8 protein-coding genes and 1 pseudogene are annotated in these 11921 nt (G+C 70.8%); 2 read left to right on the top strand and 7 right to left on the bottom strand.

The window, feature by feature from the left end; genetic code table 11:
• Positions 1-44: 44 nt before the first annotated feature.
• Together ACFXDE_RS33950 and ACFXDE_RS33945 are read right to left on the bottom strand one after the other, a co-directional pair.
• Complete coding sequence (locus ACFXDE_RS33950; RefSeq protein WP_380498348.1) at positions 45-992, bottom strand: aromatase/cyclase; 948 nt, start codon at positions 990-992, stop codon at positions 45-47.
• Positions 993-1098: 106 nt separating this feature from the next.
• Positions 1099-1236, bottom strand: a pseudogene (locus tag ACFXDE_RS33945) (exodeoxyribonuclease III); the annotation flags it as partial.
• Positions 1237-1361: 125 nt separating this feature from the next.
• Between ACFXDE_RS33945 and ACFXDE_RS33940 the strand changes: the two are divergent.
• The gene (locus ACFXDE_RS33940) at positions 1362-2864 is read left to right on the top strand and encodes a recombinase family protein (RefSeq protein ID WP_380498347.1); all 1503 of its coding nucleotides are present in this window, start codon (positions 1362-1364) and stop codon (positions 2862-2864) included.
• Positions 2865-3279: 415 nt separating this feature from the next.
• Here the strand turns inward: ACFXDE_RS33940 and ACFXDE_RS33935 are convergent, their stop codons facing one another.
• From ACFXDE_RS33935 to ACFXDE_RS33925, 3 genes are all read right to left on the bottom strand, one after another.
• Positions 3280-3915 (bottom strand): hypothetical protein, encoded by a 636-nt coding sequence (locus tag ACFXDE_RS33935; protein WP_380498346.1) that lies wholly within the window; start codon positions 3913-3915, stop codon positions 3280-3282.
• Positions 3916-4044: 129 nt separating this feature from the next.
• Positions 4045-6114 (bottom strand): hypothetical protein, encoded by a 2070-nt coding sequence (locus tag ACFXDE_RS33930; RefSeq protein ID WP_380498345.1) that lies wholly within the window; start codon positions 6112-6114, stop codon positions 4045-4047.
• Positions 6111-6554 (bottom strand): hypothetical protein, encoded by a 444-nt coding sequence (locus tag ACFXDE_RS33925; RefSeq protein WP_380498344.1) that lies wholly within the window; start codon positions 6552-6554, stop codon positions 6111-6113. Before ACFXDE_RS33925 ends, ACFXDE_RS33930 begins: the two co-directional genes overlap by 4 nt.
• A gap of 463 nt (positions 6555-7017) precedes the next feature.
• On the opposite strand from ACFXDE_RS33925, the gene ACFXDE_RS33920 reads away from it, so the two are divergent.
• A complete protein-coding gene (locus ACFXDE_RS33920) occupies positions 7018-7560 on the top strand; it encodes a hypothetical protein (protein ID WP_380498343.1) in 543 nt (180 codons plus the stop codon).
• Between the two features lie 250 nt (positions 7561-7810).
• Here the strand turns inward: ACFXDE_RS33920 and ACFXDE_RS33915 are convergent, their stop codons facing one another.
• Both ACFXDE_RS33915 and ACFXDE_RS33910 read right to left on the bottom strand, forming a co-directional pair.
• Positions 7811-11455: a DUF4132 domain-containing protein gene (locus ACFXDE_RS33915; protein WP_380498342.1), complete on the bottom strand. Its 3645-nt coding sequence runs from the start codon at positions 11453-11455 to the stop codon at positions 7811-7813.
• A 226-nt stretch (positions 11456-11681) separates the two neighbouring features.
• Complete coding sequence (locus tag ACFXDE_RS33910) at positions 11682-11915, bottom strand: hypothetical protein (RefSeq protein ID WP_380498341.1); 234 nt, start codon at positions 11913-11915, stop codon at positions 11682-11684.
• Between the last annotated feature and the right edge of the window lie 6 nt (positions 11916-11921).

Here is an 11921-nt window from a genome sequence, read left to right as displayed (position 1 = left end):
GCCCCGGAGATTCCGGGGCCCCGCCCTTCGCCGTTCACCCGGGGTCAGCGGGAGGCGGCCCGCTCGGCGGACGCCTTGGCCAGCTCCAGGGTGGCCGTGCTGTTCCTGCCGAGGGCGTCGCGGACCAGCCGGCGCGCCGTGTCGAGGGTGGCGTCCGGGCCCAGCAGGTCCCGCACCCGATCGGGCCGCAGCACGACCGTGTGGTGCGAGGTGGCGCGTACCCCGTGTTCGGACGGCTCGACGGTCCAGCGGCCCGTGTGCGCGGACATCAGCGGCGGCACCTGGGTCTGCTTGTACACGAGCCGCTGCGGCCCGAAGCCCACCCGCACCGACTTCGTGGTGTGCACGGAGCCGTCGGCGGTGCGGGTGTCCATCTCCACGGCCTGAAGGCCCTCGCCGGGCTCGGTGAGCACGAGGCGGCTGACGTGCGGAAGCCGCTCGCTCCACAGGTCGGCCCGCCAGAGGAAGTCGTAGACCTCCTCCCGCGCTCCCGCGACGTCGACGTGGTCGGCGAACGACAGCAGGGCTCCCGGTTCGGCGGCCAGCGACTCGGCTGCGGCCTTGAGCGCGGCCAGCTCGGAGTCGCTGTTGGTGTCCACGGCACGTGCCACCCACTCGCGGGCCGACGGATCGTCGTCGACGACGCTGAAGTCGTGCAGCAGTGTGACACTGCTACCGCCCGGCGCGGACTCGATGATCCATTCGCCGCCCATCGACGCGACCGGCGCGGACGAGACCTCCTGACGGAACCTCACGCGCAGCGTGCGCCGGTCCAGGTCGCGCCGGGAGGTCCACGACCGCACCTCCCCGTTCGCGAACGCCCAGAGCCGTAGCCGCTCCGATTCGCCCTCCACGGCGAGCCGCTCCACGTGCACCGTGGGAGGGAAGACGTGCGGCCAGTCCTCCGCCCTCGCGATCAGGCCGTACACCGCGCTGGGTTCGGCCGCCACGTTGATCGTGTGACGAGTCCTGACGATTCCTTCGCCCGACATGCGGTACCCCTTTCCGAGACATCGCCGCGAGTGTCGGGGCCGGCACTTCAGCCCGGGTGGAGGGCCGCTGGACGTCCCGCGCCGGGGCGGCCTGCCGGGCGTCCGGTCAGACGTCGTGGTCGTACGCCACCGTCACCGGCGCGTGGTCCGACCACCGCTCGGCGTGGGTGTCGGCCCGCTCCACGCGGGCGTCGGTGGCGCGGGCGGCGAGGCCGGGGGTGGCGACCTGGAGGTCGATCCTCCAGCGGATAGACGCCTTTTCGGAAAAGGTCCACCCGTTCGAGCGCAGCCTGTTCGAGGGTGCCCGCTGGCCTGGGCGGTAGGGGGATGCCCATGGGCATCATGACGGCTTCGGCGCCGGTTCGGGCAGTGGTGGGTTCGCGTGTCTCGGACACGCACGGCAACGAGGGCAAGGTCTCGCACCTGATCCAGGCCGAGACGGCGACCCGGCACGCGCTCTCGAAGGAGTGGGAGATCATCGGGTCCTTCGAGGACCTGGACGTCTCCGCCGAGATCACGCCGTGGAAGCGCCCGGACCTGGGGCCGTGGCTGACCGAGCGGCAGGGCGAGTGGGACGCGTTGGTGTGGGCCAAGGTCGACCGGGCGTTCCGATCCGCGAAGGACTGCGCGGACGTGGCGCACTGGGCGGAGGAGAACCACAAGGTCCTGGTCTTCACGGACGACGGCATCACCCTGGACTACCGCAAGGGTCAGGAACGGTCGTTCGGGAACGAGCTGGCCAAGGTCTTCCTGATGCTGGCCTCGATCTTCGCGGAGATGGAGCTCAAGCGGATCAAGGCCCGCGTCACCGCGGCCCACAAGCACCTGCGCAAGACGGACCGGTGGGCGGGCGGGCAGCCGCCGTACGGCTACCGGATCGTCGACCGAGCCGGCGGTGGCCGCACCCTGGAGCCGGACCCGGTCGCCTCCGAGGCCGTGCGCTACATGGGCAGGCTCCTGCTGGAGGAGCAGAGCCAGTGGATGATCGCCACCGCCCTGGAGGCCGCCGGCTTCGACACCCCGGCGACCCACGCGTACAAGAACCAGGGCGACACCTACACGAGCAAGCGCAAGACACCGCCGTCGAACCACTGGAACCCCACCAGCGTGGGCAAAATCCTCCGTTCGCCGGCGACGATGGGCCTGAAACTGACCGGCCGCTCCGTCAAGGCGCGCAAGATCGCCCGCGACGCCAAGGGCCTGCCCATCCGCATGGCCAAGCCGCTGTTCACGGACGAGCAGTGGGCCGCGATCCAGGCGGCGATGGACGAGCGCGCGGTCACCAAGGAGCGCTCGAACGGCGCCTCGCCGTGGCTTGGCGTGCCGCACTGCGACCGCTGCGGGGACCGGTTCTACCGGCAGGTGAACCTCGCCAAGAACGGCAAGATCTACGAGTACTACCGGTGCGCGAAGACCGCGGGCAAGCCCGCCTGCAAGGGCCAGTCCGTCAAGGGCGAACGCGTCACCGCCGCGATCACGGCCCTGGTGGAGCGGTTGGCCGGGCTGGCGATGACGGTGCGCAGGTTCATCCCCGGCGAGGACCACACCGAGCAGCTCAACCACGTCACCCAGGCCATGCGCGAGCTCCGGGAGGAGAAGCGCCGCAACCTGTTCGACTACCCCGGCGGCGACGACGAGTACTCCGAAGCCCTCGAAGTCCTCGTCGACGAACGCCGCCGCCTCGCCGCCCTCCCACAACGCCCCTCCACCTGGGTGGAAGTCGTGACCGGCGAGACCTTCGCCGGCGCCTGGACCCAAGCCGACCAGGAAAGGCGCCGCCAACTCCTCCTCGGCCTCAAGGCCCGCCTCTACATGACACCCACCATCGAAGGCTGGTACTTGCCCAAGGATCTCGTGGCCAGGATCGGGTAGCACGAACGGATCTGCGTGTAGGCGAGTGGGGCGCGGAGGTGGCGGTTTCCGGGGTTGAGCAAGCTCAGCGGTCAGTACAACTAGGTACGTGCGAGCCTGGCGGGCTCCCTTGGCTCGGCCAAGGGAGCCCGCCACTACCGTCCGGTGGACCTGGGCGCTCGCTGTGTCGTGTTCGTGGTCGCAGGGGTGTCGGCATCGGCCGGGCGTTGGTGACCGGACAGCAGGTAGGGCAGTTCGTCGGGGTGCTGTGCGAGCCGGGTACGGCGCCAAGCCGCATCGAACGACACGCTTCCCCGCAGAGCGCGTACCAGGCGCCAGGCCCGCCAACTGGTGCGTGGTGCCAGCAGGACACGCAGGATGGTCGTGCCCGTCGACGGGTCTTTGCCGCGCCGTCGGCGGCGTTGTCCGGGCCGGTTCACGTTTCACCGTCCGGAGCCGGTGCCGAATGACCGTTCAGGAGTGCGCGGGCCTTCGCGGCGTGCTGGGGGCGGTCGGCGTGGTCCATGCCGCCGGCCACGAAGGAGTACAGCACTTGTTTCTGTGACAGGTGCGGGAAGCTGGCGAGGAAGTCGCGCACTACCTCCAGCACTTCGTGGTCGAGTGTCCGCTCGTGGGCGGGCCGGTACTGCGCGAAGACGGCTGAGAGCTTTTCGGCCTCGCTGTGCGGCGGTTTGCTCCAGTCGGCGCGGTCCTGGTCAGCCCACCGTGCGAGGACGGCCGCCGGGTCGGCCAGCTCCGCAGCCAGCGCTTGTGTTCTCTGGCGGCGCAGGATGTCAGCCACGGCCTGGGCCCGCTGGGCTTCAAGCAGTGCTTCGACGGCGCTCTGGTCGGCGGCGGACAGACACAGGTCGAGGGTCGCGGTGAATTCGACCGGCGGTTCGGTCGCCAGTCGGCGGCGTTGGCGCAGGTGCTGCTCCAAGGCGTCCTGGGCTGTCCCGGGGTCGGTGGGGTCACACGTGCGGGAGAGGTCGGCGGCCGCCTTTCGCAGGAGGGTGCGGACCGCGAGGACGATCGCTTCGCTGGTGTCCGGGTAGGGCGGGCCAGTGATCACGGTCGCGGTGATCCGGGTAGTGAAACCGATACCCGGACAGGAGCTCGGCAGCCTCGCCTCGATCCGCCGCAGTTCGCGGCGGATTCTTCGGCGTGCCCGGTGCCCTGTCCACCAAGACGAGGGCACGGCTCAGGCCTCCATGTGCGGGTGGCCGCCGTCGAGGGCTGCCGCCAGGGCCGGGGGGAGCCTGATCTCCTTGCGCAGGCTGATGACCGCCTCGTCGTTGGGCACTCCCGGCTCGCCGAAGATGAGGGCAGCGACCGGGGTGGAGTACAGGTGCTGCACGACGACGTCCTGCAGCACCTCGACGACGATGTCCGGCGGGACCAGCCCGGCGCTTTTGGCCTGGGCCCAGGCGGTGAGCAGGTGCTTGCTCTCGGCGACCACCCGGTCGTCGGCCAAGGCGGCGCTCCAGCCACGGACCAGGGCCTCCTTCACACCGGTATCGTTCTGGGCTGAGGTCAGCAAGGCCTGCAGGACGCGGGTATCGGTGGTGGGGTCCAAGAGGGCGAGGAAGGCCCGGTGGCCGGCGAGGTGCTTGCGTTCGGTGGCCCACTTGAGGACTGTGGCCCACACCCGGGGCAGGTGCCCTTCTCGCGTGGCGATGTCCCGCAGCGCCTCCTGCGCTGTGGCCACGGCCTCGTCCTTCTCGGGCCGGTCCAGAATATGCCGAAGCCGCACGAGTGCCTGGCGCGGGTACTGGTCCGCGAAGGCGCCCTGGCAGACCTTGGCGATGGTGGTGGCCACGGCTGGTGAGGGATCCTGCGCCCAGGCGAGCAGGCGCGCTCGCACGGTCGCGCCGAGCGGGTCGGATTCGGCGGCGATGCCGAGGATGCGTGCGATCAGGTCGCGGTGTTCGGCGCTGTCGGGTCCGGAGTCGATCCAGGTGTGGAACCGGTCGATGACACGGATGTCGTTCTCCGTGGTGGCCAGGGCTACGAGCAGGTCGCTGATGGCGGCGATCCGGTCGGCGCCGGGCTGCTTGGGCTGGATCATGGCATCGAGCCACTCCAGCAGGTGGGGATGGATGTCGGCGCGTTGCTGCCACAGGTGCAGGACGACGGAGAGGGTGTATCCGGGCCGATAGTCGAAGGAGACGGTCCGCCCGCGGACCTGGGCCCCGACGCTTTCCAGTCGCGCCCTCAGGTCAGGGCCAGTCAGAATGGTCCGCACGTCAGTCTTCCGGTTGTCCTTCAGGAGGGCGCGGGCCGCGTCCTGGACCGAGAGGGCGTCGTGCCCGTCGAGGAAGACGCTGGCGATGAGCAGGGCTCGGTCGTCCGGGTTGTCATCGGTCGTCTCGAAGACTTTCTGGACCTGGTGGCGCCACTGCAGGAAGGTGTCGATGGCCGTGCGCACGCCTGCGGCCGAGTCGTCGGCCGTAGCCAGCAGGCGTGCCAGGCGGGCGGCGTCGGCCGGAGAGCTGCCAGCGGTCAGCAGGTGGGCTGCCTCGCCCGCCGGCGAGCTGTTGAGAAGGTACAGGCGCTCCGCCTTGCGATGCAGGAGCTCCAAGTGCTTCCTGGCCACAGCGAGGGCGGGCGGGCGGGTGATGGCGTGGGTGACAACCGTTGCCAGTCCCGGGGAGGACTCGGGCCATGTGCACTCAGCGGTGACGACGACCAGGAACGACCCCACGTCGCGCAACGCCTGCGCATGGGCGAGCAACTGCCCGGCCACTGTTTGGCGGTTCCTCCATCCGCTCATCTCGGCGGCGACGTCCAGCAAGTAGCCGGTGCCGGGCTGGGCTGGCAGAAGGGTGGCGTCCGGGGAGTCCGGGTCTTCCCAGTCGGGGCTGACCTCCTGTATGGCCAGCGGCTCTTCGCCGTCGACGCGGACCTTCTGGGCCACCTCCCACAGGGCACGCAGACCGACGGAGCGCTTCCCCAGACCGGCTGCGCCGTCGATGACCGCGAGCGCGGGCCCTTCGCCGGTGAGTCGGGCGACGAGCTCGGCCACGACGGGCTGGCCGGAACCCGTCAGTACACCGTCGACCCACGCCAGGCGCACAGCGTCGAGATCGGCAGCCGGGACGTCGGCCGCGGGCAGGAGTGGCTTGGCCGTCATGGTGACCGAGCCGCCCGCCACGATGATCTGGGAGCCGGTGTTGCCACGAACCGACACTCGCAAGCCGACCGCCTCGACGGGGCGGAGCACGGTCGCAGGTCCCTGCGCCGCGCCGTCGGTGGGTGTGTGATCGCTCACCGGCCTGACTCCGGGGACCGGTAGTGGATGCCGCCGCCGGCGTTGATGGCACCAGAGGCGATCACGACCTGGCTGTTGGTGTTGTGGTGCACGCTCGTGCGGGCTTGCGGACCGCCCTCGGCGGCCGCCACTTGGTCGATCAGCTCCTGGAGGGCCTCGGCCGCGTCCGGGCGCTTGAGCAGACGGGCAGCGAGCTGGATCGTGAGCTGCCCCCGCAGCCGCCCCTCCAGGCCCTCCTGGCCCTGGCCCTCAAGCAGTTGGCGACGTACCTCGTCGATGAGCCGCAGCTCCTGCTCGACGACCTCATCAGCACCCTCTGCCTGCCCACTGCCTCTGCCGAAGAACCGGGCCACCGCGTCGCGGGCAGTGCTCCAGGTGCTCTTGGCCATCTCCACCACAAGCGCGGCCGCGCCCGCATCAGCGACCTGCATGACGTCCATCAAATCCCCCCCAAGCTAAATTCTCGCCCCACAGGAAAATGCAGTCACTCCCGTGGCTCGTGCGCTGATCAAGGCTGGACTCTGACCCTAGAGTCCCGCAATCGAACTGTTCTTCCAGCGTGCATAGTGGACAATCGCCTCTCCGCCCTCACGCAGCGGCGACGGGCAAGGAAGTGCACCCCACGTGCCATGGGAGAGGAGTGGCGGCGCTGGTCAGCGGTGCCATGGGGCCTGCGATGGAGACATTCCCTCTGCTGTGAAGTCAGCTCGCGATTGTCCGAAAATCCCTGTGATAGCGGACCCGCTCATTCCCAAAATGCCGGGGCGCCACACGGAGAGCTGCGAGGAACGATGGGGGGAAAAGAGACTGAGAGTCACTCATCAGAAGCGGTGCTCGAACGGCGCCTCGCCCTGGATCGGCGTTGCGCACTGCGATCGCTGCGGGGATCGGTTCTACCGGCAGGTGAACCTCGCCAAGAACGGAAGGATCTACGAGTACTACCGGTGCGCGAAGACGGCCGGCAAGCCCGCCTGCAAGGGCCAGTCCGTCAAGGGCGGTCGCGTCACCGTTGCGATCACCGCATTGGTGGAGCGTTTGGCCGGGCTGGCGATGACGGTGCGCAGGTTCATTCCCGGAGAGGACCACACCCAGCAGCTCAACCACGTCACCCAGGCCATGAAGGACCTGTGCGAGGAGAAACGCCGCAACCTGTTCGACTACCCCGGCGGCGACGACGAGTACGCCGAAGCCCTCGAAGTCCTCGTCGACGAACGCCGCCGCCTCGCCGCCCTCCCACAACGCCCCTCCGCCTGGGTCGAGGTCGAGACCGGGCGGACCTTCGCCGACGCCTGGACCCAAGCCGATCAGGAACACTGGCGCCTCCTCCTCAGCCTCAAGGCCCGCCTCTACATGACACCCACCATCGAGGGCTGGTACCTGCCAGCCGAACTCGAAGCACGAGTACGACAGACGAAGAGTGCTGCAAGCTCGGTGTCGGGCGCGTGATGCGCGGGACCGTCGGGGCTACCGACGAACTTGCGGGCGATGCCGGCCGTCTCGTCGCTGACGATGAACCGGGGGGCCGCGCGCAGGTTCAGCTCCCAGCCTGGCGGGCGGTGGTCGCGGTCCTCGGCGCGCAGCGCGGCCAGCTCCTCGGCGTACCGGACCTCGGCAAGCGGTCGCTGGAGCTACTCCCCGGTGGTGGTCGTGGTCACGGCGGCCCTTCCTGGGCGGTCGTCGCTGAGGTGGCGAGGGGTCACAGCGTGGTCAGCTCGGTGAGGTCGGCGATCACCTCGGAGGCGATCACCGGGTCGAGCTCGGCAAAGGTCGGGAAGGTGCGGTTGTGGGTCCAGTAGTCGCCCGGGCGCCTGTCGAGCCAAACCGTTTCCACCCGCTGCTCGGGGTACGAGTCGAACATGCCGACGGCGATGCCCTCCTCCGGAGCGATCACCACGTAGAGGTCGGACCCGACCCGGCGGGACAGCCACTGCTCGACGCCGTTGTCCTGGGGTTGGCCGCGCCGCCAGCCGCGCCGTTCCATGCCGACCAGCCGGGTGGTGGGCAGCACCGGACCGTTCTCGAAGCGGCTGAGGCGGTGGCCGGCCCGTTCCTCGTCGGTCAGCGCGTACACCGGGCGGTCGAGCTGGCAAAACGGCTGCAAGATCTCGTGGTCAGCGAACAGCTCAGACCAGTCGGCGAGGCCGTCGCCGAGCAGGAGCGGATGCGCCAGCCGGACGGAGGCCGTGGCCGGCAGCGCGAACGCCTCGTCCCGGACGTCCGCCAGGGTGCGGTCCTCGGCGACGCGGAACGCCGTCACCGTGCCGTCCGTATCGGACAGCCACACCAGGCGGTGCACCAGGTGCCACAGCAGCGGGTGCCCGACGAAGAGCTGGTCGAACTCCTGTGCCGTCCATGAGCGCTGGGTGACCATCGCCTCTTCCAGGCGGCGGATCTGGTCCGCCGCCATCGTGCGGACATCCTTCTTCAGCGCGGCGAAGCGCTTGCGCTCGGCGGATGCCAGCTCGGCGTCGTCCCCCGCCCCCGGAGCGGGCAGGTCCTTGCGGCGGGCGCCGGCCGCGTTCAGCACGTACGGCTTGAGCCGCTCGTCGAAGCCGACCGTGAAAGTCCGGGTGCCGTAGTCGATGACGGTGGTCCGGTCGGCGTCCAGCCCGAAGTCCGGGACCAGGCGGTCGGACAGCTGCTCCCCGGTCAGGCCGAGACCGGCTGCCACCTCGGAGATCTTCTCCTGGGCCCGGGTCTTGAGCGCCTTGAACTTCACCCGCTGTGCGATGCCGTGCAGGTGCAGCAGGGCCACGTCGGTGCCGATGGCGGCCAGCACCTCCAGGCCGTCCACCGCACGGTGGTGGGCTCCCTCGCCCGGCCAGGCGCAGAGCACCGGCGTCAGCCGGCGGACCGTATCGTCGTCACCGAACCGGCCGAGTACGTGAAGCGCCCAGCCGTCCTGGGCCGGCATGCCGGCCAGCCGCCACTGCTCGAACACCGCCCAGCAGAATTCCGTCAACGACCGCGGCTCGCACAGCCAGACCACCTGGTCGAGGCCCGGGTAGAACGCCCCGGGCGCGGATAGCGCGAGCATGGTGAGCACGTGCCGTACGGCCTCGGCGGGCAGGGCGCCCTCGCCGCCGCGCAGCAGCAGCTGCGGCAGCATCACCGGCTCCGTCCAGTCGCAGGGCGGGGGCAGCTTCGCCGGGAGCGCGGTTACCAGCGGGTCGGCCGAAAGCAGTGCGCTCACGGCCTCCTCCGCCTTCGGCCCGTACGCGCCGGCCATCGCGCGCACCGCCGCCGCGCCGTGCGCCTCGGCGATCACCCGCAGGGCCTGCTCGGCGCCGAGCCGGGCCGCCCCGGCCTTCCCGAGCGCGGCGGGCACCAGCAGTCGGGCCGCGTCCACGCCGTGCCGGGTGAACCAGGAACGCGCGGTGCTCCCGGCCGACTTGAGGCGAACCAGCCAGTCCGCCATGGTCTCGGCCACTCGGATGTCCAGGTACGGAAGCAGTAGGGGCGCGTGCGTGGCCGGGTTCCCCAGCGCGGCGGCCCGGATCGGTTCGACGGCGTCCGTCCCGAAGCGGGCGGCGACTCGGCGCAGGGAGTCCCCGGAGTGCCAGATGCGCTCACCGGCGCGCCACTGCGCGAGCAGGGGCCGGGCCAACTCCTCGTCGCCGTACGCGAACAGCGCGAGCTCGGTGTGCTGTCCGCCGCGCAGCCGCGCGTCCTCGGGTTGCCCGATCCTGGCCCGGATCGTGGCCGCGACCCTTTGCCAGTCGTCGTCCGACCAGCTCGTGTACCAGGACTCGGAGTTCGCCGCCCATGCCTCGCGCTCACCCGGCAGCCACCGCATCTGCGGTTCCTTCGGCGCGCTGAGGCCGGTCAGCACGCGGGGCTTGCCGGCGGAGCGCGGCCGCGTCCACGGCGGGCTGGTGAACAGCTCCGGCAGCGAGTCGGGGCCGACCTCCGGCACCCGCTCGCCGAGGTCGGTGAGCGGCTCGACCAGGGCCGCCTGCTCCGGCGTCAGCTCCGGTAGCAGTTCGAGTGCGGTCGCGCGGTGGACGGCGACGTGGCTGGCGAGGAGTTGCCGGGCGAGCTGCTGCGTGGCCGGGTCGGTGGAGGCCACCGCGGCCTCGGCGAGCAGGCGCAGGGCACGCCGGGGGAAGCGGCGGAGAGCGGCCATGAGAGCGGCGCGGGTGGACTTGATGCCGTCCTGCTGGGCCAGCAGCCCCCGGAAGCCCTCGTCGGAGGGGAGCTCGGCGAGCGCGTCCAGGATCCGCTTCCTGCCGTCCTTGTGGTGGTAGCTGGAGGCCAGGTCGTGCAGCATCACCGGTGCCGCGTGGCCGCCGAGGCCCTCCGCCACGGTCGCGATGATCTCGGTGGACCAACCGTCATAGCCCAGGCTCGGCAGCGGGGGGAGCTTCGCCAGCGGTTCCGCCGAGGAGAGCGAGCACAGCAGCATCGACCACTCGACGGCGGCCAGACGGGAGCCCGACGCGACGCACTCCTCGACCCAGGCGGTCTCGGACGGCACCAGGTACGCCGCCACCACCAGGCGGGTCAGGCTGTTGCGGCAGTCCGTCAGGGCCTCGACCGCCGCGCGGTGGGTCTCGTCGTCGCAGGCTGCCAGCAGCGACCGGACCCGGTCCGCGGCGGGGCGGTATGCGCCGTGCCTTTGGTTGGCCCTGCGCCGGACGCGGGGGTGGACGGACCTCTGGTGGATCCAGTCGGTCTCGACAGCCGTCGTGAACAGCTCGACGGTGGCCCTGGCCGCGAACGGCAGGCCGAACTCCGCCACCCAGGCGTCCACGGCCACGCAGATCCCGTTGTTGCTGCGGTACGAGAACACGGCGGCGAGCACCGCCGCACCGAGCGGGTCCCGGCTGCCGGACTGGTGGGCACGGGCGGCCGCGACCAGCTCCGGGTCACTGCGCTCCGAGGTGAGCGTCTGCTCCAGCCAGTCCCCCATCTGCCGCAGCCCGTCTCGGTACGAGCTCACCGGCTCCTTCCCCGGCGCGGACGGCTTCCGGGGAATGCCGCCCCGGCGCGGGATCAGCGCCCGACGCCAGGCGTCCGGCATGACGAAGACGTCCTCGTCCTCGGGACCGGCGGCCTCGGCCGTGGGCGCGGACACACCGGGCTGCGCCACGGGGACCGGATCCGCCGCTGCACCCGGCTCCGTACCCGCCCCCGCACCGATCTCGCGGTAACCCTTGCGCTCCTTCTCGGCGACCACCTTGGCGAAGTGCGTCTGCGCCTCCTCCAAGGTCGGGAACGCCTTGACCTGCTCCCGCCCGTTCGTACCGGACCGCCCGTACCGCACGGTCACCGCGGCACCGTCGACCGCAGCCTCCCAGAACTTGTCCGAGTCGCCCTCGACGAACTCCCAGCGCCGCACAGCTCCGCCCCTCCCCTCGAACTGATGATCAGGAGACGAACGCTAGCGAGCCCCACCGACAAGTCCCCGGCCGACCGCCCCCGCATTCACCTCCCCGTCGAAGTCATCGTGCGCGGGCGCCTCGTGCCTCAGCGAGCGGCGTACACGTCCTGGACGTATCGGTCGGCGTCGATCAGTGACTGGAGCCACGTCTCGGCGTTGTCCTCCCGCACGTCGGAGGTGTGGCTCAGGTGGAGGGCGCGGAACGCGGCACGTACGCCGGGGCCATGCGGGCGCCATCGCCGCGGACGTAGACCTGGGCCCCGGCTTCGAGCAGGGACCAGACCTCCTCGCCCTCCGCCGCGATGCGGTCATGGACGAAGCGTGCGCCCGTCACCGGATGCTCACTGAAGGCCGGGCGCAGCGAGACCGAGCCTTCCTGCAGCTTCGGCCACGGCCCCCGCCACTGCATCGGCGACACTCTCAG

The organism is Kitasatospora sp. NPDC059408 (genome assembly GCF_042751525.1).
Classification (GTDB): Bacteria; Actinomycetota; Actinomycetes; order Streptomycetales; family Streptomycetaceae; genus Kitasatospora.
This window is presented reverse-complemented; position numbering and strand designations above follow the sequence as displayed.